This window comes from Helicobacter sp. 11S02629-2 (assembly GCF_002272875.1).
Lineage (GTDB): Bacteria > Campylobacterota > Campylobacteria > Campylobacterales > Helicobacteraceae > Helicobacter_I.
Genome location: NZ_MLAN01000002.1, coordinates 12,944 through 38,492, shown reverse-complemented (window position 1 = coordinate 38,492; position 25,549 = coordinate 12,944). Strand labels below are relative to the sequence as shown.

The following is a 25,549-nucleotide window of genomic DNA, read 5'->3' as shown; positions in this document are numbered from 1 at the left end:
ACACATATGAATGCAAAGCATGATGAAAAACAAAGTGAGAGATTTTTTAACAGAGAGTTAAGCTGGCTTAGATTTAACGCGCGCGTTTTAAATGAAGCCAAGGCTAATATACCACTGCTTGAGCGTTTAAAGTTCATAGCTATCTACTTTACTAATTTAGATGAGTTTTACATGATAAGAGTAGCTGGTCTTATGAGTCTTTTTACTAGTGGCATCATAGAAAGTGGGGCTGATAAGCTAACTCCCATAGAACAACTCACTTATATAAGAGAGTACTTGCATAAAGAAAAAGCATATGTGGAATCTTTATATGAAGATATCAAAGATGAGCTTGCTAAAAACAACCTTACGCTAAAGCGTTTTGAACAACTTAGCAAAGACGAAAAGCTAAAGATGAGGGAGTATTTTAAAAACTATCTTTACCCTATCATAGTCCCTATCGTAGTTGATGCAACCCATCCCTTCCCGCATCTAAACAACCTTAGCTTTGCTATAGCTTTAAAGCTAAAAGATGTAGAAAGTGGAAGCGTGAAGTATGGCATCGTTAGGATTCCGAGGGTTTTGAAACGATTTATAAGTGTGTGTCCTAATAACTATACTTTAGTAGAAGAAGTAGTAGGGGAGTTTGCAGAAGAGCTTTTTACAGGCTATGAAAGCTTAGCCTATGTACCTTTTAGGGTTACTAGAAATGCCGACATGGAGATAGAAGAAGATGAAGCTGATGACTTTATAGCTTTGATGAGTGAAGGTATAAGGGCACGTAAGAAAGGTGAGATAGTAAGACTAGAAATCGGTAAGCCTGATGTAGAAAGTGAAAAAGCTAATCTTATACAGTTTATAAAACGTCAGATCAAAGTAAAAGCTGGCATGACAGACCTTGATATATATGAGTACACTATGCCACTAGGTGGAGGGGCGTTTTGGGAGCTTATAGCTTTAAAAGAGTATGCAAACTTGCTTAGTCCAGCCTATGTCCCAAAGATCTTACCCCCCCTAGAAGATAGCTCTACGTCTATATTTTCCCATATAGATAATGGCGATATCATGCTTTTTCATCCTTATGAAAGCTTTGAGCCAGTGGTTAACTTTATACAGCAGGCTTCAAAGGATGATAAAGTACTATCCATCCGTATGACACTTTATAGGACGGGGAAAAACAGCTCTATCATAAGGGCTTTAACTGAGGCTGCTGAAAACAAACAAGTTACAGTTTTAGTAGAGTTAAAAGCTAGGTTTGATGAAGAAAACAACCTTCACTGGGCAAAGGCTTTAGAATCTGCAGGTGCGCATGTTATCTATGGGATACCAAACCTTAAGGTACACGCAAAGATCGCCTTAGTAGTAAGACAAGATGAGGGCAAGCTTAAAGAGTACGTGCACTTAAGTACTGGAAACTATAACTCTGCAACTGCAAAAATCTATACTGATGTAAGTTTATTTACAGCTAATACTAACTTTGGGAAAGACGCCATAAAGCTTTTTCACTCACTTTCAACTGGGACTACTCCAAAGACTTATCTAAACACGCTTTATACTGCACCAACTCAGATAAAGCCTAAGCTTTTAAGCCTTATAGCTGGAGAGATAGCACATAAAGAGCAAGGTCACATCATATTAAAGGCTAATGCCTGTGTGGATGTAGATGTTATAAATGCCTTATATGAAGCATCAAATGCAGGTGTTAAGATAGATATGATCATACGTGGGGTGTGCTGTCTGCGTCCGGGTGTAAAAGGTATGAGTGAAAATATACGCGTGTTTTCTTTGATAGGAAAGTATCTAGAGCATGCAAGGATTTATTACTTCAAGCACGATGTTAATCAAGTCTATTTCTCAAGTGCAGACATCATGCCAAGAAACCTAGAAAGAAGAGTAGAGCTACTAACTCCAGTTTTAGTAGACGCTTTAAAAACTAAGCTTACAACCTTGCTAGACTTGCAGTTAAAAGATAATGTACAGCTTTATAGCTTAGGTAGTGATGGAGAGTATACAAAGGTGCATAATAATGATAAGCCTATGTCATCTCAGATATTTTATGAAGATCACATAACCAAGCTTTATGATGGCACAAGCAGGCATCATCAAAAGATAAAAAAACTACTTTCTAGGTATACTCGTGAAAGCTAGAGTAGACCAAAAAAGAGTTTAAACCAAATTAAAATAGGAGTTTACATATATGAAGTTTTCAGGCAAAAATGTTTTAATCACAGGAGCTAGTAAAGGCATAGGTGCTGATATAGCAAGAGTTTTAGCGGAGTTTGGGCTAAAAGTGTGGATAAACTATAGAAGTAATGCCGACCTTGCATTAAAGCTAAAAGCAGAGCTAGATTCTAAGGGCTTACAAAGTGCAGTAGTGCCATTTGATGCAACAAATGAGGCTGAGTTTATAGAAGCTATAAAGCTTATAGTTGAAAGTGATGGCGAGCTTTCTTATCTTGTAAATAACGCAGGCATCACTAATGATAAGCTAGCCTTACGCATGAAGCTAGAAGACTTTGACTCTGTTATAAAAGGCAACCTTAACTCATGCTTTATAGGCTGTAGGGAAGCACTAAAAGTTATGAGTAAGCAAAAAAGTGGCAGTGTAGTAAACATCTCTTCTATAGTAGGTGAGCGTGGGAATCCGGGTCAAGTAAACTACAGTGCAAGTAAAGGCGGCATGATAGCTATGACTAAAAGCTTTGCCTATGAAGGTGCCATGAGAGGTGTTAGGTTTAATACTATAACTCCGGGATTTATAAGAACTGATATGACTGAAGAGCTAAGTGAAGAAACTAAGCAAAGCTATGTAAATGCTATCCCATTAAAAAGGCTAGGCGAAGGTAGTGATATAGCTAATGGCGTGGCATTTTTACTAAGTGATCATTCAAGCTATATAACTGGTGAAGTCTTAAAGATAAATGGCGGGATGTATATGTAGCTTAAAGCTTATATAAAAAGAGTCACACTTGAAGCGGTTTGAATGCATCTATATAAAAGACACTAATACTTTTAAGAAAAGCTTTTTTGGACAAAGTGAAGACTCTATAAAAGCTAGACTTGAAAGAAAAGGCTTTTTAGTAGTAAGTATAAAAGAGCTAGCTTTTATAAGTGACTTTTATGGGGCATCTTTGATAGAAGAAAGCGAAGGTATGTTTTGGCAACTAAGCCATGGCTTAGAAGCTGGCATGCCCCTACTTTTGCTTTTAGATTCCATCCTTGAAAATACTTATCATAGAGACGTAAAAGCCTTAGTTTTAGATATAAGATCAAGCATACAAAAAGGGAATCTTATAAGTGAGGCTTTAAAAAGACATCCAAAAGTTTGCTCACCTTTTATCTGTGCTATCTATGAAGTAGGTGAAAAAAGTGGCAATGTAAGTGAGGTCTGTAAAATCTGTGCTAAAGAGATAAAGTCTAAAGAGGAGTTAAAAAACTCTTTTGCAAAAAGCCTTGCCTATCCGGTCTTTATGTTTATAGCTTTGTTTGTAGCAGTTATAGGTATAAGTTTATATGTAGTGCCTGAGTTTGTAAGCATCTTTGAAAGTTTTGAAGCCTCTTTGCCTCTTTCAACCCTAGCTTTAATCTATATAAGTGAAGTAGTAAGTAGCTACTATTTATACTTTTTAAGCTTTGTGCTTGCTATGTTTTGGGTTTTGTTTTATATAAAAAAGCGCTATGTCTATCTTTTTAGCTATCTTTGTTTTAAGATCCCTCTTTTTGGCAAGGCTATGTTTTATTATGAGATGCATAGGTTTTCTTTAGTCTTGTTTTACTTTATAAAAAGTGCTTATCCTATAGATAAAGCCCTGCTTACAACTATAAGCTTTTGTAATAATGCCTACTTAAAAGGAAGGCTTTCTATAGTGCACGATAAGCTGCTTCTTGGGCAAACTTTAAGTGCGGGCTTTAAAGCCACTAACCTAAAAATCGCTAATATCTCTTTAATCCAAAACGGAGAAAAAACTGGGAATCTAGACTTTGCTTTGGACTTTAACGCTAAGTACTATAGGAGGATGCACTATAGCTTGCTAGGTAAGATGGCTTCAAGTCTTGGGCCAGTTTGTACTGTCATAATAGGATGTTTAATCCTCTTTCTAGCCCTAGCTGTTATAACACCTATGTGGGAGCTAGTAGGCAGCATCTAAGGGCATTTTGTTTATATAGCATTAAATCTTATAGGATATAATGTAAGATTAAAATTTCATCACTAGATAGAAGAGGTAAAACATGGCTAAAAGAATCAAACCAGAATCAAAAGCAGAAGTTGATGTATTACTAGATGAGATAAGAGATCAAGAAGAAGAGCTAAAAGAGCCAAAAGAGCATGAAGCAAAGCTAAGCGTAGATGAAAGATTAGAAAAGATATTTAGCGAGGCAAAAGATAAGTTTATATCCTATGAAACCATAGCACAGACTATAGAATCTAGCCCAGATAAAGCCTTAGTTAAAAAAGTAAACTCCCTTTGTAAAAAGTATAAAAAGAAGCTGATTTCTAGCTCTGAGCTAGCTAAAAACCAAAACGCAGCTGATAAGATGAAGCAAGAAAAAGAAAGACAGAAGTTTATAAGCGAAAGTGCGGCTGAAGAGTTTGACTTTATGCGTGAAAAAGAGCTTTCTGAGTGGAGTAGAAGTGATAGCCCAGTTAGGATGTATCTACGTGAGATGGGTGCTGAGAGGCTTTTAACTAAAGAAGAAGAAGTAGTCTTAAGCAAACAAATAGAGCTTGGCGAAGACATAATCATAGATGCTATTTGTTCAGTTCCTTATCTTATAGACTTTATCCACGACTATCAAAGCCCACTTTTAAAACGCGAAAGACGTGTAAAAGAGCTTTTTAAAAGCTTTGAAGACAGTAAGGGCGATAGTGATGACTATGATGATGAGTTAGAAGTTGAAGAGGGTGCTGAAGAGCAAGTAACTTCTAAAAAAGAAAAAGAGAGGGTAGAAAAGGTAAAAGAGGGCTTTAGTGCACTAGAAAAGGCTAAAAATGAATGGCTTGAAGTTTTAGAAGCACCTGTAGAAGAAGATAAAGATAAGCAGCTTTTACACTTTTTAACCCTAGCTAAGAAAAAGCATATCTTAAAGCAACGCTTACTTGACTTAGGGCCAACTTCTAAGCTTATAAACGAGCTTACAAAGGCCATGGAAAACAGTCTTAAAAATGACAAAGAAGGCTTTGAGCAAGAGAAAAAAAGGCTTGAGTACAAACTGCCACTTTTTAATGACGTCTTGCGTGAAAACCACGAAAGGATTCTAGAAAACATAGTTGATATGAGTAGGGAAGATATAGTAGCAAGTGTTCCAGAAACTACTATGGTAAGCGTTTATATGGATCTTAAAAAACTTTATCAAACCAAAAAAGCAAGCGAGGGTGACTTTAACTTAGACCCTGATAAGCTAAAAGAGATCTTAGAGCAGATAAACCGCGGCAAGATGATATCTGATAGGGCTAAAACTCAGATGGCAAAAAGTAACCTGCGTTTAGTTGTAAGTATAGCTAAGCGTTATACTAATAGAGGCTTACCATTTTTAGATCTAATCCAAGAAGGAAACATCGGTCTTATGAAAGCCGTTGATAAGTTTGAGTATCAAAAAGAGTATAAGTTTAGTACTTACGCTACTTGGTGGATAAAGCAAGCTATATCAAGATCTATAGCTGATCAAGCACGTACTATTAGGATTCCAATCCACATGATAGATACTATCAATAAGATAAGAAACATCATGCGTAAGTACTCTCAAGAAAATGGTAGAGAGATGGATGTAGAAGATATAGCCAAAGAAGTTGGTCTTAGTGTAGATAAGGTTAAAAACGTAGTTAAGATCACACGTGAGCCTATATCTTTAGAAGCGCCTATTGGCAATGATGATGATGGAAAGTATGGTGACTTTGTGGAGGATAAAACTTCTATGAGTCCAATAGATATGATGTTAAAAGAGGACTTAAAAGCCCAGATTGAAGACATCTTAAGTAATCTTAATGAGAGGGAAAAAACTGTTATTAAGATGCGTTTTGGTCTTTTGCCTGATGAGAGCGACTGCACTTTAGAAGAGATAGGAAAAGCCCTAGAAGTCACAAGAGAAAGAGTTAGACAAATAGAATCTAGTGCTATAAAAAAGCTAAAACATCCTCGCGTTGGAAGAAAGCTTAAGTCTTATCTTGGAGGCTAGGCTTGTTAGTACGTAAAGTAAACACTAAAAGTTTCTTAAGCCTTTTTGGGCTTAAGCAGCCTTTTATATTACCACAACCTTTTTGGAATATAGTGCATCTAGTAGGCTTAGTGCCTCTTAGTGCACTTACCCCCCCCCCCCCCCCAAACAATTAGTCTATGTATCAAAAAGTTATTATTTTATAATGTTAAAAACTTCTCTGGCGTTATTTGTAAAAATGCCCCCTTCTTACATTCTAGCTTATGTGCAGCTACCATTAGGGCTTGGCTGTAGTGATGAATCTTATCTTACAACTATTAAAAAGCTCTCTAAAAGGCAAGACAAGAAAGAGGGTGAGGAATGCCTATTATAAACTTTGTTATATGCTAGGTTTTATAAGACTATTTTTAAAACATGGGTTTAAACTAAGAGAGAAAGTTGGTTTTAGAAAAGTAAAAGGAGCTATTAAACCCTATGCTTTTATAAGGGTTTGTAATGAGATTCCAACTATAAAAGCAAGCTTAGAATCTATAGCTTTTTTAGGGCGTGGCGTTATCGTTTATAATGACTGCGATGATGGCAGTGAAGAAGTTATCTTAGAGTTTTGTAAGACACATAAAGGTTTTAAGGCCTATAAGTATCCCTATCATGTAAAACGTGTCCATAGAGAAAGTGAAGTTTTCCCCCCTGAGTATAAAGAGCTTTTTGAGTACTACAACTTTGCTTTATCTAAGATTCCAAAAGATAAGTGGCTTTTAAAGATAGACGTAGATCAGATCTATTTTCAAGACATTACAGAAGAAAGCTTTAAGCTTATAGAGCATGAAAATGACGTAGTTTGCTATCCACGTGTGAACTTGCATGTATTAGATGGTGAAGTCTTGGTTAATAAGCATATACCTATAAGCGATGTTAATGATCACTGGCTTATTTTTAATCATGGATTATCTTTCAAAAAGTATGTAGAAGGAGGCGGTGTTATGGAAGCACTCGCCTTGCCTCATGCTAACTTAAACTTTATAAAGTCTCCCATAAACTCTTTTCACTTTCCCTTACTTAAAAAGCAAAGATTTACTAAAAAAAGAGAGGATTTTATGAGTTTGGATGAGTTTAAAGATCAGTATAAAAAAGATAAGTCTAAGCTTATAGTTGGGGGCTATGTGCCTTTAAAAGATGGTAGGGAGATCTTAGACTTAGAGTTTTTAGATACAAGGTTGCCAGAGATATTAAAAAGACTTAAGTTTTAAAAATCTAAAAGTTTAAGCCACTTAGAAGTAACCTTACTTTCTTCAAACTTACTTAAAAATATCTCTTGTGACCTAGCACCAAATGTGCGTCTTAAGGCCTCATCACTACTTAGAGTATCAAGGGCTTTTGCAAAAGATTCTATATCATCATCTTTTATCAAAAAACCATTTTTGTTATCCTCTATGCACTCACTTGGTCCAGTAGGGACATCAAAGGCAACTAGTGGCAGGCCATAAGAAAGTGCTTCTAGCATGACCATAGGTAGCCCTTCGTGAAAAGAAGTCATAGCAAAGATAGAAGCCTTTTTATAGTAGCTTCCTACATCTTCTTTATAGCCTTCTATGCTAGCATCAAGATTATGTTTTATTATGTAGTCTTTTAGTGCTTCTTTTTGCTCATCATCTCCAACTATCATAAGATGTCTTTTAACCTTCATCTTACTAAAGGCTTTTAGAAGTCTAAAAAGCCCTTTTTGCTCTGTCAAGCGTCCAACAAAGATGATGTTTTGACTAGTTATATCACAGCTTTCTTTTGGGGCTTTTACAAAGTTTGGTATCACTTCTATGTGCTTAAAGTTTTTAGCCCAAATGCTATATTCTTGCCTAGTAAGTAGCACTAAGACATTATAGTTAGCAAGGTTAGGGTTATATAAAAGCTTAAAGTGCCCATGTATAACGTGAATGCAAAAAAGCCACTTTATTTGTTTGCTTAGCGTAGCCTCCCAGTAAGAATCTATTAGCACATCTATATTTTCATCTCTGCATATTGCTAAAAGTTTAGATTCTAAGTTTGTCATAAAGGAAGTTTTTAGCGCTCTGCAAGTGCTATCAAGTCTATGTTTGAAGCTATTTAGTTTTGTTAGTTTGTAAGAAAGTTTATAAGCTAACTTACTTAGTGTAAGGATGCTTTTATCTAAGAGTTCTTTTAGACTAAATGATCTAGTGTAAGGCTTTAGTTTTATCTTTTTTAGATGGTTGTAAGGATTAGCTTTGTTTGGACTTGACTGAATGCTTTCATCAATAAAAGGCTGCTTTAAGCTTTTATCACAGGGCTTCCCCCCCCCCCCCCTAGATTCATGGAGGCTATAGGGGCAGTGCTATGTAGATTAGCCTTTGTTGCAAGAGCTTTATCTAATGTCTCTATATTATTTTTAATAAATACTATATCTTCTGGGCTATTTTCACTAGCTAATAGTTCTTCATCTTCAAGTATGTAGATTTTAAAAGGAAGCTTGATTGTAGACTTTTTGTTAAAAGCCCTTATAGTGATAAAAGTAACCTTTAGCCCCTTTGCTTGTAAAGCATAGGCTAGATTAAGACTAGTTGTCTCAACGCCGCCAAAGGTGCTTAGGTCATATAAAAAGATAGCTACATGCTTAGATTTAGTGCTTGTTAGCTTGCTATCTTTTAAAGACTTAGAATCTAAAGTTTTGCTAGATAGATTCAACTACTTTTTCTTTCTTCTTCTTTCGTTAGGATCAAGGGCTTTTTTGCGGATTCTAATATTTATTGGAGTTACTTCTAGTATCTCATCATCTTCTATCCACTCTAGTGCCCTTTCTAAGTTTACATCCCTTGGAGTTACAAGCTTTATAGCATCATCACTTCCACTAGCCCTCATGTTGGTTAGGTGCTTTGCTTTTATAGGGTTTACATCAAGATCGTTATCACGACTGTGCTCTCCTATGACCATACCCACATAGACCTTAGTTCCAGCGCCTACAAAAAGTGTGCCTCTTTCTTGTATATTAAAAAGACTAAAAGCAGTTGTATCGCCATTTTCCATACTTACTAAAGCGCCATTTTTACGGCTTTCTACACTTCCGCTAAACTCTCTAAACTCTAAAAAGCTATGATTCATGATACCTTCACCTTTAGTATCAGTTAGAAACTCACTTCTATAGCCTATTATCCCACGTGCAGGGATCTCAAACTCTAGCCTTGTATAGCCATCATTCATAGGGTTCATAAACTTCATCTCAGCTTTTCTTTTACCAAGCTTTTCTATAACTGCACCACTATAATCTTGTGGAGTATCAATTACAAGATGTTCAAAAGGCTCTAGCTTTTTGCCATCTTCAACTTTTACTATAACTTCAGGACGGGAGATGCTAAACTCAAAGCCTTCACGCCTTAGATTTTCAGCAAGTATTGTTATTTGAAGCTCGCCTCTTCCACTTACTTTAAAGCGTCCTTCACCCATCTCTTCACACTTCATAGCGATATTTGTTTGCATCTCTTTAAGTAAGCGTTCTTTTATCTTATTAGCAGTTACGTGCTTGCCTTCTAAGCCTGCTAGTGGGCTATCATTAACCGCGAAGTAAACGCTCATAGTTGGCTCTTCTAAGTGCATAGGATCTAGTGGCATAGGATTAGCCGGGTCTACTAGACTATCTCCAACATCTACAGCACTAAAACCAGCAATTGCTACTATATCACCAGCCTTAGCTTCTTCTATCTCCATCCTAGCTAAACCATGGAATCCTATAAGCTTAGTTATACGGCCATTTTCTTTATCACCATTGCCCTTAGCTAGCATAACAGTTTGCCCTTTTTTAATAACTCCATTAAACACACGGGCAATCCCTATCTTGCCCACATAGTTATCATAATCAAGGGTAAAAACTTGCATCTGAAGTGGGTTTTCTTCATTACCACTAGGAAGGGGGACGTACTCTAAGATAGCGTCAAATAAAGGTTCTAAGTTCTTTTTTTCATCGCTTAGATTTTTAATAGCATAGCCATCGCGTGCTGCAGCGTATATCACTGGGAAGTCAAGCTGGTTATCATTAGCACCCATAGCCACAAAAAGATCAAAAACCTCATCTACCACGCGGTCAGGCTGGGCTGCTGGCTTATCTATCTTATTAACTACAACTATAGGTCTTATACCAAAGCTTAGGGCTTTTTTAACCACAAACTTAGTTTGGGGCATAACGCCTTCTTGGGCATCAACTAATAATAAAACGCCATCTACCATCTTTAATACACGCTCTACTTCACCACCAAAGTCGGCGTGTCCGGGAGTGTCTATGATATTTATCTTTGTATTTTTATAGTTTATGGCTGTGTTTTTAGAAAGTATGGTTATGCCTCTTTCTTTTTCTAAGTCATTACTATCCATAGCCCTTTCATTAACCTGCTCATGGTCACTAAAGGTACCTGACTGGCTTAAAAGACCATCTACTAAGGTAGTTTTACCGTGGTCTACGTGGGCTATAACTGCGATGTTTCTAATATTTTGCATGCTCTCTCTTTACTCTTATGATTTATATTAAGCGTGATTTTAACATATTAGACTTTGATAAGTCCCTAGTTGTGCCTTTAAGTCAGTCTTTAATAGCCAAGGGTTAGCATGTCTTTTATAAGCCAGTCATCCTTACTTAACTTAGAATCTTTTTTAGATTCCATGCCTTTTATGACGTTATAGACACTACGGGCTATCATGTCAGTTTCTATATTTACACGTCGTCCTTGGCTGTAGGTATGAAAGAGGGTGTTTTCCATAGTGTGGGGGATAAGCACTAAAGTAAAGTAGGCATCTTTTACATCGCCAACAGTAAGCGAGATGCCATCAACTGTGATGCTACCTTTGTGATAGATAAGAGGAAGGGCAGCTTTGTTTATACCTATCTTAAATACCGTATCGCCATTATGCTTAGTTATAGAATCTAGGGTGCCACTAAAGTCTATATGACCTTGTACTATGTGCCCATGAAGGCCATCACTTAGTTTTAAAGCTGGCTCAAGATGGACTTTACCTTTTAGGTTTTCAACTGCTATAAGACTTGAAGTAGCACCTGAAAGCAGCACGCTAAAGCCACCATCAAAAACTTTTATGACAGTTAAACAAGCACCATTAACAGCGATGCTATCTCCAAGGCTTGCTTTAAGAGTGCTTTTTATACTTAGTATCTCTTTGCTAAAACTTATCACCTCACCTATGTCTCTTACTAGTCCGCTAAACATTGTCTTTACCTTTTTGGAGTTGCTTTTTTAAAATTGTACTTAATAATTTTTATGCAGGCTGGCTCTAACACAAGAAAGCTAATGTAGAATTAACATTATATTTGTAAGCCTTGACTTTCGGGGGGGGGGGGGTAGACTTACAAGAAAAGAAAGCACTACACAGAATCTAAAAAAGATTCTAAAGAGGGGCAGGCTATCTTTTAAGTTAAAGAAGGTAGGGCTATGGGGATACTTTATAAGTCTTTTATCTTAGCAAGTTTACTTTTTCCTAGTTTGGTGCTAGCTGATGTAATAGATTCTGCAACTGTTGGCGAGGCAAGAGACTACACACTTTCAAACACTAACTCTCTAAGCATAAAACTAAAGCCAAGAACTCAAGTAGAAAATCCTAACAATCCTCAGCCTATAAAACTAGGCAATATCACAGCACAAAGTGATAGTGTAGGCTCTATAACACTAGATTCTATAAGCAGTGACTGGCCTTCACAGCGCATAACTGCAAGCTTTAAAAGTATAGGCACAAGTGATAAAAGAGTAGGCTTGCTTATGTTTAAAAACACTTTTGAAAGTGAGAGTAATGAAGTCTTTGCCTCGCTTTATAATGAAAAAGGCAATATCTATCTTAATAGTCTTACTAACTCTAATACTGGCAAGGGCACTACTTCAAGTGGTGATTTTCATGCAAGCTCTCCAAGTGCTAATAACACCATAGTTGCTAACGTGCTTGATGCTAACACTATAACTTTATCAAACAAGGATTATGATGAAATATCATTTCAATCTGGGGCAACTGGTAAGATAAACCTTTATGTTAATACTCTAAAAGCTAAAAGTGCTACCTTTTATAGTGTTGTGATAAATAGGGCTTTTAGTGTAGACCCTAAAGGTAAGGTAGAAGGCTTAAGAAGTCCATCTCAAAGCAACACTATAGACATAGACACTTTAAAGCTTGCTAATACTAATATTGATGCTAACTCTTTAACTAGTAAAGATTTAACCATAGATAATTCAAGTCCAGCTAACTATAAGAGTAATGTAACTAATATAAATTTAACTCTTGATAGCGCTAATCAAGGCTCTAAGTTTAAAGTCACTAAGCTTACTACTGATAAGGGCACATCACACTATGGCAATAACATATATTTAAATGCTAATAATATAGAAGTGGAGTCTGCTAAAATCAATAGCTTAAGTATAAACTATACATCTCCTGGAGACTTTCCAACTACTGCTACCATAACGATAAAAGACTTGGATATGACTAATGGTTATATAAAAGGTAATACTTTTAGTGGCGATACTATAAAGCTATTTAATGGCTTTATAGACTTACAAGGCACTAACTCAACGCTTAGTGCAAAAAGTCTAATACTTGATGGTGATGGTAGAAGTAATGTTGAAGCAGATAAGTTAGAAGGCACTCCTACTTTTGTAAGCACAGGTGGGATGCCACTCCCCTATCCTAACTCTTTAACTATAAGAGGCAACTCTCCTACTACTTTAGCAAGCATAAACCTTGGTCCTTTCACTACTATAACTACAGGGGGAGATCTAAGTATAAATGGGCTTGCTACTGTGCCAACTGGAGTAGATTCTAAAACTAAAGATAAAGCCCTTTTTAACTTCTCCACCACAACCAAAAAGCTTGGCTATCTAGATACTTCTCCAAGTGAAACTACCTTTAATTTAGCTTCTATAGAATCTAAGGGCACTTTAAGTCTTCCTAGCCTTTATCTAAATGGCTTAGGCGATACGAATACATTAAAAACCAACTTAGAATCTTTTCTAAATCAAGCTAGCTTGCAGCAAAATGGCACTGAGATAAAAGCCCTTTTATTAAAGCCAGACTTTTTAAAAGCCCAAAATATAACTATAGGTGGCACTAAGGTAGATGCAAGCTTTTTTAGTGGCGTCTTTTTTAGCGTCAAAGACATAAAAGGAAGTGATGTTGGAAGCTATAGGGTAAGTAAGACTAAAGTAGATTCTAACCTTACTTTTATAGACTTCTATCTTGGCGATAAGCAAAGCCAAAGCCTAAGTCCAACTAAGCTAAGCTTGCTAGCTACTTATAACCAAGATGCTTTATATAACTTAATTAAAGGCTCTACTTTAAACCCAAGCGATATCCCAAAAACAAGCACTCCAAGCACTCCAAGCAGTCCAAGCATGCCAAGCAGTCCAAGCAGTCCAAGCATACCGGGCACTCCAAGTGATACCTCACAGCCAAGCATACCGGGCACTTCAGATAATTTGGGTACTAGTGATAAAAACACGCCTTTTAACCCTAGCCCTACCCCAGAGACTAACCTAGAAGTACTAGCCAAAGATATAGGTAACTATGGCTATAGATATAAGCCTAACACTCCAAGCAGCAAGATATTTAATAGGCTTAATAATCTTCAAGGAAGCAGTGACCCTCAAAAAAGACAAGATGCTATAGCTGTGCTAAAAGACTTACTTCCAAGCGACTTAAATGATGCTATAGAAAACTACGCCTTAGAATCTAACTCTGCATCTTTAAGGATGCTAGATAGCATTGTTAGTAACTCTAGTCTTGCTAACTCTTTAAGGTTTTTAACTAAGGCATATTTTGCGAGTAATGATATTAATGATAGGATAAAAAACTACGACCCAAGCTCACCTTTTATTAGTTTGCTTGGCTATGAGATCTTGCCTAATGACTCTTTTGACTATCTTGATATGCTAGATAGGGAAGTTTACGCACAAGTCCTTTATCAAAACATCTTCCAAGGAGAAAGAAAGACTATAGAGGGCTATAACCTTAACTCCTTTGGCTTTGTGGGTGGCTATAACCAAAGGCTAGCAAGCGTGCTAGTTGGAGTAAATCTTACCTATACTACAGCTTTTACAAGTTTAGATTCTAACTACAACAGCCTAAGCCCTAGAATCTACTTTTACTCTCTAGATGGCAGTAGTGGTCTTGTCTATCAAAGCTCTCTTGGCTACTCCCTTCACTCTATAGCCCAGCAAAGATCCCAGACCTCTTTAAACACGCAAGCAAGGTCAAGCTTTTTTGCTAATGAGTTTAATGCTTACGCACTTTTAGGCTATAAGTTTAACTTCCTTCATAAGCACTTTTTAACCCCAGCACTAAGACTAAGCTATATCTATCTTAATCAAAATGCTTATACAGAAAGTGGTGAGTTTGGGCTAAAAGTGCCTTCTAAAAGTGATCACGCCCTTTTGCTAAGTGCTGGAGTAAACTACGAGTATAAAGTGCTTGAAGGTTTTAAAATAGGTGCTAGTGGCTTTCTTTTTTATGATGTTTTATCTAAGTCTAAGATAGTAAATGTAGCTTTTTTGGATGATGGCATAAGCTTTAGTTCTGCAAGCCTTGGCAATGACCCACTTGGCGTTATGCTTAATCTTAGTGCAAGCTATGATCTAGATGCTAGTAATAGCCTAGCTTTTACCTATTCAGGTACGTTTAAATCAAGCCTTATAGCTACAACTTTAAGCTTAAGATATGGATATAAGTTTTAAAAGCTAGCTATCTTATAAATATAAGTCCTTCATAGCTTAACTCTAAAAAAGGAAGATTTAGCAGTCTTTTGGCTTGCTTATAGCTTAGTGTGGAATCTAGTCCACCACCTAAAAGCCCAAGACCTTGTAAGTGACTTAAAAGCTCTTTTTGGCTTTGAAAGTATAGGGTTTTACTATAAGACTTTAGTAGTTTGTAGTTTTTAAAGTGCTTTTTTATAAGAGAGATTACTTCACTTTGAGATCTTAAAGGAGAGGTAGTTTGAAGGTGGCTATGAAGCTCTTTTAAAGAGTTTTTAGTAAAAAGACTAAAAGCAAGGGCACAGCTAGTTTGACTTAGTCTAGAAAGTAAAGAATCTAGATTAGCACTCCATTGTAAGGCGGCATTTGAGACTATAAGTACACTTTCATCTAGCCTAGAGTAGTCAAAGTCATCAAAGCTTGTGTTTATAAGCTTTATATTGTTTGCTTTTGGGTGGAGGGCTAGGAGGTTTGGCGCGCTATCAAGGGCGATAAAGTCTTTAAAACTTTTATCTTTTAAGGTCTTGTAGATATTACCACTACCTGCACCTAGGTCTAAGACTGTCTTGTCTTTAAGACTGTATCTCATCTTTTCACATAGAATCTGGGCTAACTCTAACTGTAAGCTTGAGTTACTAGCATAGCTTAAAGCTTTGGTATTGAAGGAGTTAGTATTAGGCAAGCTTAAGCCCTCCGCATTAGTGTCTATGTGGTCTTGCATGGATAGATGGTTTATGTTTCAAATATTTTTAGATATAATCAACCCCTTATAATTCCAAGGAAAGATTATGACCACCATTCTTTTAACGATTCAGATTATTTTAGCTGTAATATTAGTGATTGTAGTACTTTTACAAAAAAGCTCATCCATTGGTCTTGGTGCATATAGTGGGAGTAATGACAGCGTTTTTGGCGCTAAAGGTCCAGCTAGCTTTATGGCAAAACTTACTATGATATTAGGAGTGTTATTTCTTATAAATACTGTTGCACTTGGCTACTACTATAACAAAGGCGCCACTAAAAGTGTAGTTGATAATATGGCCACACCTGCCCCACTCCAGCATCAAACCTTAATCCCTACCCTTCCAAGTGCCTCATCAAGCACTAGCGATTTAGCAAATCCTCTTGCAAATCCATCAGCTAGTCCACTAGCTAATCCAGCTACTAAAAATACAAAGGAGTAGTCTTATGTTAGATAACATTTATAAAGACGCAAAAGATAGTATGCAGAAGTCTTTAGGAGCCTTAAGCAAAGACTTTAGTACTTTAAGAAGTGGTAGAGTAAGCATTAGCGTTTTAGATAATGTAAGGGTTAACTACTATGATTCTTTAGTGCCTTTAAGTAACGTTGCTAATATCAATCTTACAGATGCTACTACTATAGTTATCTCTCCTTGGGAAAAAAACTTTATAAAAGACATAGAAAAAGCCATACTTGAAGCCAACATCGGGGTTAATCCAAACTCTGATAGTGATGGCATAAAGCTTTTTTTCCCTCCTATGACTAGTGAGCAAAGAGTGCAAGTCGCAAAGCAGGCTAGGGCTATGTGTGAAAAGGCAAAAGTTGCCATTAGAAACATAAGACAAAACTCTAATAATCAAATAAAAAAACTAGAAAAAGATAAGACCATAACCGTAGATGATGCCAAAAAAGGTGAGGCTGAGATTCAAAAGATAACTGATGAGTTTATAAAAAAAGCAGATAGTGCTTTAAAAAGCAAAGAAGAAGAGGTTATGAAGGTATAAGCCCATGCAAACTATAGACGTTAAGAAAATCTACGAGGACGCAAACGCACTTCTAAGTGGTCACTTCCTTTTAAGCAGTGGTAATCATACAGACCACTACTTACAGTCTGCTAAAGTACTAGAAAACCCAAAAAATGCAGAGATCTTATGTGCTGCTTTAGCCTTGCAGATAAAAGATGCTGGGCTTAAAGTAGACTGTGTATGCTCGCCAGCACTTGGTGGGATACTAGCAGGATATGAGCTTGCAAGGGCTTTAGGAGTAAGATTCATCTTTACTGAGCGAGTAAATGGTGTTATGGAGCTAAGGCGTGGCTTTGAAGTAAGCAAAGGAGAAAAAGTCTTAGTCTGTGAAGACATTATCACAACTGGTGGCAGTGCTTTAGAAAGCGCTAAGTGTTTAGAGGCCTTTGGTGCGGATATAGTGGCCTTTGGTGCTTTGGCAAATCGCGGCTTTTGTAAAAGAGTAGGCAGTAGCTTGGAAGCTAAAAAAGAGTGCAAGCTACCACTTTCTAAGCCACTTTTTGCCTTGGCTGACTTTATCTTCAATATGTATCCTCCAGAAGCTTGCCCACTTTGTGTAACTTCAAAGGCCTATAAACCCGGAAGCCGTGGCAACTAGAATCTTTTTAGATTCTGCATAGTTGCTAAGGTCTTTTATCTTTCAAAAGTCTTATATCCCACTTTATCTTAGTCACTATAAAATGACATCCTTTTATAAGGATGTATAAGTAGTAATGGTAGTTTTGTGCTGAAAAGAATTATTTTTATAGGTAGATATTTACAAAAAAAGCAAATATTAATAATGCTAGTTTCCTAGCTTAAAGGCATATTTTCGCCCCCTATGTGCTTGATAAATATGACTATGTAAGAGTGTATGGCAAAAGATTATATATAGCTTGGTGCGTCATTTGCAAAAAGTACCAAATCCCCTTCAGCCCCAAAGCTTTTTAGTATGCTTTCAAGGTTTGATTTATCTTTTAAGATCACTTTTTGAGTGTGTTTTATGTTGTCATTTAGCACCTTAGAGTTTAGCTCTCCTGTGATGATGGCAAGGTCAAATACTTCATCTATAAGCTTAGCTATAGTTGTGTTACTTTCGATATTACTTTCTACAAGGCCCGGTGTTACTATGACTTTTCTTCCATTATAAAGTGAGCTTAGCCTTATAGCTTCACTTACACCTTCAAGATTCCCATTAAAGCTATCATCTAAGATTAGCTTGTTATTAGTCACTATTTTATTAAGCCTATGAGGTATGCTTTCAAGCTTAGAAACTGCCCTTTTAATAGAATCTAGTGGCACTTTTAACTCTAAGGCTACTAGTATGCAAGCAGCGATGTTATCAACATTAAAACTACCCAAGACTTTAGTTTGAAACTCTTCATAGATTCCATTTATCTTTAACTCAAAGCTAGTAAAGTCTAGTGAGGTAGTGATGTTTTTGCACTCTGGAGGATAGGGAGTTATAAGCTTTATGTTTTCTTTATAGGCTTCTTTTATCTCTGGGATGTTGTTATCTTTTTGAACAAAGGCCTTTTTTAGATTCTTAGAATCTAGAAGTTCAAACTTAGCACTTAGTGTATTTTCTAAGCTTTTAAAGTACTCTATGTGGGCTAAGCCTACTTTGCCAATTATTGCATATTGTGGATTTAAAAGATTAGCTATCTGCCTTATGTCGTTTTTAGCGCGTGCACCTGCTTCTGCTATATAGACTTCAGTGTCTAAGTCAAGATTAGAGTTTATATCATTAACTAGCCCCTTGTAGGTGTTAACACTTCTTGGCGTGGCATAGACGTCATATCTCTCTTTTAAGATGTACTCTAAAAAGTTTTTAGTACTAGTTTTTCCATAGCTTCCAGTTATGGCAACTATGGTTAGGTTTTGCATCTTAGCAAGCTTTGCTTTGGCGAGTTTGGCGTAGTTTCTAAATATAAGACTTTCATATATAAAAGCTACTATGAAGCCAAAAACTAGTGGGGCAAGATAGAGGATAGCACTTATATAGGCTTTATCTTTGTCTAGGTGGTCTATTATATTTATAGCTTCATTTAAGATAGTAAAGAGTAGGACTATGACAAAAAGGCGGATTATCCTTTTTGTGAAAACTAGCTTTTTGTCTAGTTTATAAACCCAGATTCCAAAGGCTATTATCCAGATGATTAAGCAGATATAAAAGACTATATAAAGTCTTAAGCTATCAGTTACTAAAAAAACTATGATAGGTAAGATAAAGTAGTAAAAGTGCCACAGCTTTTTGTGATGCTTAGTTAGTATGCGTGCAAAGCTATAGTTATACCACTGAAGCAAGGTTGCAAGATAGTAGGTTAGTAAAAACATCATTATAAAATGCGAGATGATATTTAGCGTGAAGTAAATACTCATTAAGTCAAACCTACCTTAAGACTATGAAGTTTTCAAAGTTTTTATCTTCTATGATCTCACACTCTAAGCTATCTAAGCGACTATGTAAGTTGCCAGCAAAGAGGTGGGCTTTTAGCGATTCTAAGGCTTTTTCATCTGCATTAACAAAAATCTCAACTTGTCCATTTTCAAGATTTTGCACTGTGCCTTTAAGCTTTAAGATTTTAGCTATGCCTTCAGTCATGTTTCTAAAACCTACACCTTGTACCTTTCCAGTAGCCAACATGTGATAAGTCATAAATCTTCCTTTAGTTAATTTTATATAGAGTTTTCTTTATACAGCTTTTCTATGAGACTTGCTTGCTTTAAGAAAAAGTAGTGATCACCTTTTAGCATAAAAAATCTAGCATTACTCATAACGCTTTTTATAATCTCAAAGCTTTTTAAAGGTGTAGCAGTATCATTTTCCCCCCAAAACACACTTGCTTTGTATTTAAAGCTTGCATAGTAGCTTTTATAGTTTTCATTAACCACTATCTTAAAAGTCTCATACATGTTAGGAGTAAGACTATCAGCGTCTTTGGAACGTAAAAATGAAGCTTTTATGCCTAGTGGCTTTAAAAGCTTGCTTAAGGCTATCTTGCTTTTAGTTTTTAGGCTTTTTTCCAGCAAGATACCAGCACTGCTAAGAAGTAGTATCTCACACTCAAAGAGCAAAGCTAGCTTGCCGCCAAAGCTATGACCACTTAAAAGCTGCACACCTTGCACGCCATTAACACTTATCTCACTAAAAAACTTTTTTAAGATTAAAGCGTACTTTTGACTATCTAGTATTATAGGATTAGAGCTTGCACCAAAGCCGGGAAGATCTATATAGATGTGATTATAGTCTTTAAAAGAGTTTTCAAACGCTAGCTTCATAAGCTCTTTGTTGCTCCCCCAGCCATGTAAAAAGCAAAGATTCTTAGTAGCTTTGTTATCTATTAGCAAGTAACTGATGTTAAAAGTGTGATCTAAGCAAGTGATTTGCCTTGAAGCCATGTTGGTAACCTTTTGTTTTTGCGCTTAGCGTGCTTAATTTTACCTAATTCTTGGATAAAATCACAGAATCAAACAACATATCAATATCAAATAAGGCAAGATAAAAATGGCACAAGTTCCTATGAGTAAGTATGGTTATGACAAGCTGGTAAGAGAGTTAACTCAGCTAAAAGAGGTTGAAAGACCAAATATCGTAACAGAGATAAGCATAGCAAGAGAGCATGGCGACTTAAAAGAAAACGCAGAGTACCACGCAGCCAAGGAAAAACAAGCCGTTATAGAATCTAGGATTAACTCCCTTAGTGTTATGCTAGCTAATGCTGTTGTGCTAGACCCAAGCACGCTAAGTCATGAGAGTGTAAGCTATGGCAGTACGGTAGTTATAGAAGATATAGACACAGAAGAAGAGTTAACCTACACCATAGTAGGAGTACTAGAAAGCAACCCAAGAAGTGGGCTTATCTCTTATGACTCTCCAATCGCTAAAGACTTGCTAGGCAAAGAAGTAGGTGACCAAGTAAGTATAACTTTGCCACGTGGTGAGTGTGACTATGAGATAAAGTCTATCTGCTATAAACCTATAGACTTTAAGTAAGAAAGGTTTTACGTGGATATAAAAATAAAGCTTATGCAAAAAGACGCCAAAGTACCACTTTATGCAAGTAGTGGGGCTAGTGGGTTTGACCTTTATGCTTGCGAGGATGCTTATATAGATTCTAAAAGCACAGCCCTTATTAATACAGGCATAGCTATAGAGATACCTACTGGCTATGAAGTCCAAGTAAGACCAAGAAGTGGACTAGCTTTAAAACATGGAATCTTTGTCTTAAACACTCCGGGCACAGTAGATAGCGACTATAGGGGTGAGTTAAAAGTCATACTTGCTAACTTTGGTAGTGAAGGCTTTAAAGTAACTAAGGGCGACAGGATAGCACAAGGCGTATTAGCCCCGATACTACAAGCAAACTTTATAGAAGTTCAGACTTTAGAAGATTCTACGCGTGGGACTAAGGGCTTTGGCTCTAGTGGCGTCTCAACCATAAACAAGGACTAAGATGAAGATAGAAAAGGCATTAAAAGAAGCAAAAGATGAGCTAGTTGGCGAGCAGAATATGCTGTGGCAAGCCTTCAGGCTAGAAACTTTTGTAAGGAAGAATAAAGTAGTCTTAATAATAATTGCCATCATAATAGTGATAGTAATAGTTTACTTTGTGACAACTTATGCAGTTAATAGTAGCAGGGAGCAAAAAAGCTCAGATATCTTTGCTGAGATAATAGAGCATCCAAACGATGACCTAGCAAAGCAGCTAGCTAAGCTAAACCCTAAGCTTTATGACTTTTATCTATATAACAAAGTGGCTAAAGAAAACCCAGTCGCCATAACTGATAACGCTGACTTAGCAAGTCTTAGCCATACTAAAAGTACTAGCTTTTTAGAAGATAGGGCAAGATATGAGCAAGCTAACTTCAACCAAAACTTAAAAGCCTTAGAGGCTTATGCTAAAAGTACTAATGACTTAAACTTCGCCAATCTTGCCTACTTGCAAATAGGCTTTATTTACTTTCAAAATGGCAACATACAAAAAGGTCAAGAAGCCCTAGCTAATGTAAAGTTAGAAGCACCTAATGGCGCTAGGGCGGATAGTAGGGTTTATCAAGTAGCCCAGCTTTTAAAGCACTATGGAATCTATCAGATGCCAGATACTAGCATAGAGACTAAGGCTAATACGCCTAGTGCCAAAGGTGCTAGTGTAGATGAGACTAAGCTTATAGAAAGTGAGCTTACTCACGCTAGCAAAGAAGAAGCCAAAAAAGCAGATTCTAGTAAGCAGCCTAATACAAAAGACTTAAAGAAGGAAACCTCTAAATGACATATCTAAAATACCTACTCTTCGCACTAGTCTTATTCTTCATAGCTTGTAGTGGGCAAAAGAGTTTTTCGCCAACTATCATAGATGGCAATCTAACTTTGGATAGTAACCTACCTAGTCCCATAGTGGATTCTAACCTTACTCACGCCAAGCTAAAAGATGGGATGATCTTAGATAAAGATGGACTTAAAAGCTTAAAGCTTGAAAAAACTGAAAATGTGCTTTTTAGCAACGATAAGTTTTTTGTGCTTAATAACGCCTGCAAGGAGCTAGAAGTAGTGCCTTATAAAGTGGAATCTACTTCTATACTAAAAGATTCTTTAAAGCTTGAAAAAGTCAGCCTTGAAAGAGATGGCGCTATAAAGTTTAAGACTGATACTTGTGCAGTAAGTGGGGCATTAAAAGATGACTTGCTAGCACTTGTCATGCAAGATAACAGTGCAGTTATCTATGACCTAGCCAAAAAAGATAGAATCTTTTTAGATAGAAACGACCCAATTTATGCAGTTACTAATCAGCTTTCAACTCCAGTCTTTCAAAAAGATGCAGTTATCTACCCTATGCTTGATGGAAGGGTGGTTTATGTAGACTTAAAAGACTTAAAAGTTATAAGAAGTAGTATAGTTGGCGGGGATAAGTTTTTAAATAACATCACTTTTATGGACGCTGATAATAGCGTCGTAGTAGCCGCTACGCCAAAAAGGGTAGTAAGCTTTGTAGAGGGGCAAAGTTATACTTTAGATGATGATATAAGATATGTGAAAGTCTATAAGGGCAATGTCTTTGTTTTAAACCTAGAAGGAGATATAGCAGAGTATGACCCAACTTTAAGACTGCTAAATAAGATCCATCTTCCTTACGCTAAGTTTAGCGGCATAGGCTTTAAGGGCGATACACTCTATACTTTAGAGCGAAGTGGCTTTTTAGTAGAGGTCAATCTTGATAGCTTTAAATATAAGGTCTATAAAGCAGACTTGCATAAAAACAAAGAAGTGTTTTTTACAGATGGTGTGTTTTATAATACAAAGTCATCTATAGACCTAGCAAACCTTAAGATAAAGCTTGCTAAGCCACAAGCTAAAAACACAAAAGTAAAAGATGTGGAATCTAGCAAAGAAAACCAAGCTTTAAAAACGACAGAGCCAAAAAAAGCACAGTGATAGTAAAGCTATGAGTGAAGTAATCTTATGTGATATAGGCAACACTTTCTTGCACTTCTATAAAAAAGGAAGCATGTGGAAAGAGCCCTTAGATAAAATCTCTAAGCAAGACAAAGATACTTCTATAGTCTATATTAGTGTTAATGAAGAAGGTGAAAAAAACCTTTTAAACTCACATAAAAACTGCATAAACCTAGGTCCTTATATAGAGCTAGATAGTGAGTATAAGGGCTTAGGCGTGGATAGAAAGGCTGCTTGCAAGGGCGTTAAAAACGGCGTTATAGTAGATGCAGGCAGTGCTATAACAGTAGATGTCATGGAAGATGGAATCCATCTTGGAGGCTTTATCTTGCCCGGTCTTGAAAGCTATAGAAACTTTTATGCTGATATATCTAAAGTCTTAGATCTTAAGTACTTTAATATGGGTGTAGACTTAGAGAGCCTACCCCAAAGTACAAAAGATGCCCTTAGTTTTGGTGCTTTAAATAGCATCTTTTTAACCATCAAGCAAAGCGCTGAAGGTAAGATGATCTACTTCACTGGTGGAGATGGGAAGTTTTTCTCACGCCTTTTTACTAATAGTATCTATGATAACACCTTAGTTTTTAAAGGTATGTGGCTTGCAGTCAAGCAACTCCACTCAAGGCTTGCTAACTCTTAACTACAATATAAAAGGAACTACTTGCTAACTATAGCTTTGCCAAAAGGACGCATAGGCGAGGATACGCTTAAGCTTTTCTCAGATATATTTAATACCAACTTTAGATTTAATGATAGAAAGTTAATCTTAGAACATAGTGGCTTTAGATTCTTACTTGTAAGGAATCAAGACGTACCAACTTATGTGCAATATGGCGCAGCTAATCTTGGAGTAGTAGGGCTTGATATCTTAGAAGAGGGTAAGGCTTCTGTAGTAAGGCTGCTTAATCTTGGCTTTGGTAAGTGTAAAGTCGTAGTTGGCACTGAGTGCAAAAGACCACTAGATCTTCAAAAACCCCGCTTAAAGATAGCCACTAAACTAGCTAATATAACCAAGCATCACTTCGCAAAAAAGGCCATAGCCATAGATGTTATAAAGCTTTATGGATCTATAGAGCTAGCTCCACTAGTAGGGCTAAGTGATGCCATAGTAGATATAGTAGAAACAGGCACTACTATGAAGCAAAACAACCTTGAAGTGTATGAAGTTATAATGGATTCAAGTGCTTATCTAGTGGCTAATAAAAACAGCTTTTTTGAGCATAAAAGCGAGATTCTAAGCTTGAGAGAGAAGTGTGCTAAAGCACTAGGGATAGAAGGCTAGCTAGTTTAAGCTAGCATATTTTTAAAGCTATATAGAGTTTGAAACGCCCATAAATAGGGCTTATAGACTAGTTATAATCTATAAAAGTAAAATATTTTAAAACTTAAAATCCCTAAAAAACTAGCTTTTATAAAGTAAAACATAAAGCTACTTTAAAAATCTATTTTATAAATTTTATAAAGATTAATATTCCCTTTTAACTAAACCTCTTGCAATCCCAAAACATACATTCATGCATTAAAAATAAAAGCACTTATAGCAAGATAAAGGCTTGCTAGATAAGCTTTAATAAGTGCATATGTGTATATAAACATACAAACTTGCTAGTGGTATAGCTAGTGGAAACACAGGCACTGCAGGAACAAATACAGGTGGTAAGAACTAGCGTTTTGGCAAGCTATAACACAACTTAGATTATAGATTTTATAAAAGCTTAGAGCTATCCATCGCCTCTTTATCAAACTCAGCTTGAAGGTTGATAGGGGCTTTGAACTCATAGTCTAGTAGCTTGATACTAAAAGCATGAAGTTTTAGTCTGTTAGACTTAGTTTTGCCATAGATGATATCGCCAACTATAGGGTGCTTGATAGAGGCAAGGTGCACTCTTATCTGATGAGTTCTGCCAGTTAGTATGTTTGCTAAAACTAGCGTTTTGTTATCTAAAAACTGCAAAGGAGTAAACTTTGAAGTAGCACTTTTATACTCTAAGTCTTTGGGTGAGGTGTGAGACTTTATAAAGCTTTGGGCTTTAAAGCCTTTCTTAGTGCCAATTGGTTTAGTGACCTCTAGGGCTTCTTTTAGATTCCCATCTACTAGGGCAAGGTAGTTTTTAGTCACTCTTTCTTCTTTAAACTCTTCTTTTGCACGCTTTATAAAGTCAGGATCACTACTTAAAAGCAAAACCCCACTAGTGTCTTTATCAAGCCTATGAAGTAGCTTATAGTCTGGGAACTTATCTTGCAAAGAGTAAGATTCTACGCCTACTGGTTTGTTTATAGCAAGCACTTTGGAATCTTTAAAAAGCACTTCTAGTTTTTCTTCTATGACTTTAAACTCAGTGTTTAAAGGAAGGTCTTTTCTTGCGACTTCTAGTCTTTTGCCAGCGACACTTACTAGGCCACTATCTATTAGCTCTTTTGCTTTGTTGTTTGATATACCTAGCTTTAAAGCTAGGAGTTTGTATGCTTTTTCTATGGT

Annotated in this window: 23 protein-coding genes and 1 pseudogene; 15 read left to right on the top strand and 9 right to left on the bottom strand. The window is 36.5% G+C overall.

The genetic code is table 11. From position 1 onward, the window contains the following. Positions 1-6 precede the first annotated feature (6 nt). The 5 genes from ppk1 to BKH40_RS01495 all read left to right on the top strand — a co-directional run bounded on the left by ppk1 (position 7) and on the right by BKH40_RS01495 (position 7,379). Positions 7-2,127: a polyphosphate kinase 1 gene (gene ppk1 / locus BKH40_RS01515; RefSeq protein ID WP_095276226.1), complete on the top strand. Its 2,121-nt coding sequence runs from the start codon at positions 7-9 to the stop codon at positions 2,125-2,127. A 49-nt stretch (positions 2,128-2,176) separates the two neighbouring features. Beyond that, entirely contained in the window at positions 2,177-2,920 is a 744-nt protein-coding gene (fabG, locus tag BKH40_RS01510) for a 3-oxoacyl-ACP reductase FabG (RefSeq protein WP_095276224.1), read from the top strand. A gap of 28 nt (positions 2,921-2,948) precedes the next feature. Next, entirely contained in the window at positions 2,949-4,127 is a 1,179-nt protein-coding gene (locus tag BKH40_RS01505; protein ID WP_095276223.1) for a type II secretion system F family protein, read from the top strand. Between the two features lie 82 nt (positions 4,128-4,209). After that, positions 4,210-6,153: an RNA polymerase sigma factor RpoD gene (gene rpoD, locus BKH40_RS01500; RefSeq protein ID WP_095276221.1), complete on the top strand. Its 1,944-nt coding sequence runs from the start codon at positions 4,210-4,212 to the stop codon at positions 6,151-6,153. A 332-nt stretch (positions 6,154-6,485) separates the two neighbouring features. Further along, a complete protein-coding gene (locus BKH40_RS01495; RefSeq protein ID WP_219350147.1) occupies positions 6,486-7,379 on the top strand; it encodes a hypothetical protein in 894 nt (297 codons plus the stop codon). Here BKH40_RS01495 and BKH40_RS01490 read toward each other — a convergent pair. The 4 genes from BKH40_RS01490 to BKH40_RS01475 all read right to left on the bottom strand — a co-directional run bounded on the left by BKH40_RS01490 (position 7,376) and on the right by BKH40_RS01475 (position 11,348). Next, positions 7,376-8,176, bottom strand: a complete 801-nt coding sequence (locus BKH40_RS01490) for a glycosyltransferase (RefSeq protein ID WP_095276217.1) — start codon at positions 8,174-8,176, stop codon at positions 7,376-7,378. The genes BKH40_RS01495 and BKH40_RS01490 overlap by 4 nt on opposite strands. Before the next feature lie 236 nt (positions 8,177-8,412). After that, a complete protein-coding gene (locus tag BKH40_RS01485; protein WP_095276215.1) occupies positions 8,413-8,826 on the bottom strand; it encodes a hypothetical protein in 414 nt (137 codons plus the stop codon). Then, positions 8,827-10,626 carry a translational GTPase TypA gene (gene typA / locus BKH40_RS01480; protein WP_095276213.1) on the bottom strand — a complete coding sequence of 600 codons (1,800 nt, stop codon included), beginning with the start codon at positions 10,624-10,626 and terminating at the stop codon, positions 8,827-8,829. Positions 10,627-10,715: 89 nt separating this feature from the next. Further along, positions 10,716-11,348, bottom strand: coding sequence for a riboflavin synthase (locus BKH40_RS01475; RefSeq protein ID WP_095276211.1), 633 nt, complete (start codon positions 11,346-11,348; stop codon positions 10,716-10,718). A gap of 222 nt (positions 11,349-11,570) precedes the next feature. Here BKH40_RS01475 and BKH40_RS01470 point away from each other — a divergent pair, with 222 nt between their 5' ends. Further along, positions 11,571-14,852, top strand: coding sequence for an autotransporter outer membrane beta-barrel domain-containing protein (locus tag BKH40_RS01470; RefSeq protein WP_095276210.1), 3,282 nt, complete (start codon positions 11,571-11,573; stop codon positions 14,850-14,852). A gap of 7 nt (positions 14,853-14,859) precedes the next feature. On the opposite strand, the gene BKH40_RS01465 is transcribed toward BKH40_RS01470, so the two are convergent. After that, on the bottom strand, positions 14,860-15,591 hold the full coding sequence (locus BKH40_RS01465) for a biotin synthase (protein ID WP_095276208.1): 732 nt from the start codon (positions 15,589-15,591) through the stop codon (positions 14,860-14,862). Between the two features lie 67 nt (positions 15,592-15,658). Between BKH40_RS01465 and secG the strand changes: the two are divergent. From secG to pyrE, 3 genes and pseudogenes are all read left to right on the top strand, one after another. Next, positions 15,659-16,021: pseudogene (secG, locus tag BKH40_RS01460) on the top strand (preprotein translocase subunit SecG); the annotation flags it as partial. 37 nt (positions 16,022-16,058) lie between these two features. Next, positions 16,059-16,616, top strand: a complete 558-nt coding sequence (gene frr / locus BKH40_RS01455; protein ID WP_095276204.1) for a ribosome recycling factor — start codon at positions 16,059-16,061, stop codon at positions 16,614-16,616. Between the two features lie 13 nt (positions 16,617-16,629). Beyond that, positions 16,630-17,235, top strand: coding sequence for an orotate phosphoribosyltransferase (pyrE, locus tag BKH40_RS01450; RefSeq protein WP_180675082.1), 606 nt, complete (start codon positions 16,630-16,632; stop codon positions 17,233-17,235). Between the two features lie 266 nt (positions 17,236-17,501). Here pyrE and murF read toward each other — a convergent pair whose 3' ends face one another. Genes murF through BKH40_RS01435 form a run of 3 tightly spaced genes read right to left on the bottom strand, consistent with a single transcriptional unit; the run spans position 17,502 to position 20,018 of the window. Then, positions 17,502-18,998 (bottom strand): UDP-N-acetylmuramoyl-tripeptide--D-alanyl-D-alanine ligase, encoded by a 1,497-nt coding sequence (murF, locus tag BKH40_RS01445; protein ID WP_095276200.1) that lies wholly within the window; start codon positions 18,996-18,998, stop codon positions 17,502-17,504. A gap of 10 nt (positions 18,999-19,008) precedes the next feature. Further along, positions 19,009-19,275: an acylphosphatase gene (locus tag BKH40_RS01440; protein ID WP_095276199.1), complete on the bottom strand. Its 267-nt coding sequence runs from the start codon at positions 19,273-19,275 to the stop codon at positions 19,009-19,011. A gap of 20 nt (positions 19,276-19,295) precedes the next feature. Continuing rightward, positions 19,296-20,018 (bottom strand): alpha/beta hydrolase, encoded by a 723-nt coding sequence (locus tag BKH40_RS01435; RefSeq protein WP_095276196.1) that lies wholly within the window; start codon positions 20,016-20,018, stop codon positions 19,296-19,298. Between the two features lie 106 nt (positions 20,019-20,124). Here BKH40_RS01435 and greA point away from each other — a divergent pair, with 106 nt between their 5' ends. From greA to hisG, 6 genes are read left to right on the top strand one after another with little or no spacing between them, the layout of a single operon-like run. Then, a complete protein-coding gene (gene greA, locus BKH40_RS01430; protein ID WP_095276193.1) occupies positions 20,125-20,613 on the top strand; it encodes a transcription elongation factor GreA in 489 nt (162 codons plus the stop codon). A 12-nt stretch (positions 20,614-20,625) separates the two neighbouring features. After that, positions 20,626-21,072 (top strand): dUTP diphosphatase, encoded by a 447-nt coding sequence (gene dut, locus BKH40_RS01425; protein ID WP_095276191.1) that lies wholly within the window; start codon positions 20,626-20,628, stop codon positions 21,070-21,072. Between the two features lies 1 nt (position 21,073). Continuing rightward, positions 21,074-21,889, top strand: a complete 816-nt coding sequence (locus tag BKH40_RS01420; RefSeq protein WP_095276189.1) for a hypothetical protein — start codon at positions 21,074-21,076, stop codon at positions 21,887-21,889. Further along, entirely contained in the window at positions 21,886-23,049 is a 1,164-nt protein-coding gene (locus BKH40_RS01415; protein ID WP_095276187.1) for a hypothetical protein, read from the top strand. The genes BKH40_RS01420 and BKH40_RS01415 overlap by 4 nt, the downstream gene beginning before the upstream one ends. Positions 23,050-23,059: 10 nt before the next feature. After that, positions 23,060-23,710 (top strand): type III pantothenate kinase, encoded by a 651-nt coding sequence (locus BKH40_RS01410; RefSeq protein WP_095276185.1) that lies wholly within the window; start codon positions 23,060-23,062, stop codon positions 23,708-23,710. A gap of 21 nt (positions 23,711-23,731) precedes the next feature. Continuing rightward, a complete protein-coding gene (gene hisG, locus BKH40_RS01405) occupies positions 23,732-24,352 on the top strand; it encodes an ATP phosphoribosyltransferase (protein ID WP_095276183.1) in 621 nt (206 codons plus the stop codon). Between the two features lie 423 nt (positions 24,353-24,775). On the opposite strand, the gene BKH40_RS01400 is transcribed toward hisG, so the two are convergent. Further along, the gene (locus BKH40_RS01400; RefSeq protein ID WP_095276181.1) at positions 24,776-25,546 is read right to left on the bottom strand and encodes an RluA family pseudouridine synthase; all 771 of its coding nucleotides are present in this window, start codon (positions 25,544-25,546) and stop codon (positions 24,776-24,778) included. Between the last annotated feature and the right edge of the window lie 3 nt (positions 25,547-25,549).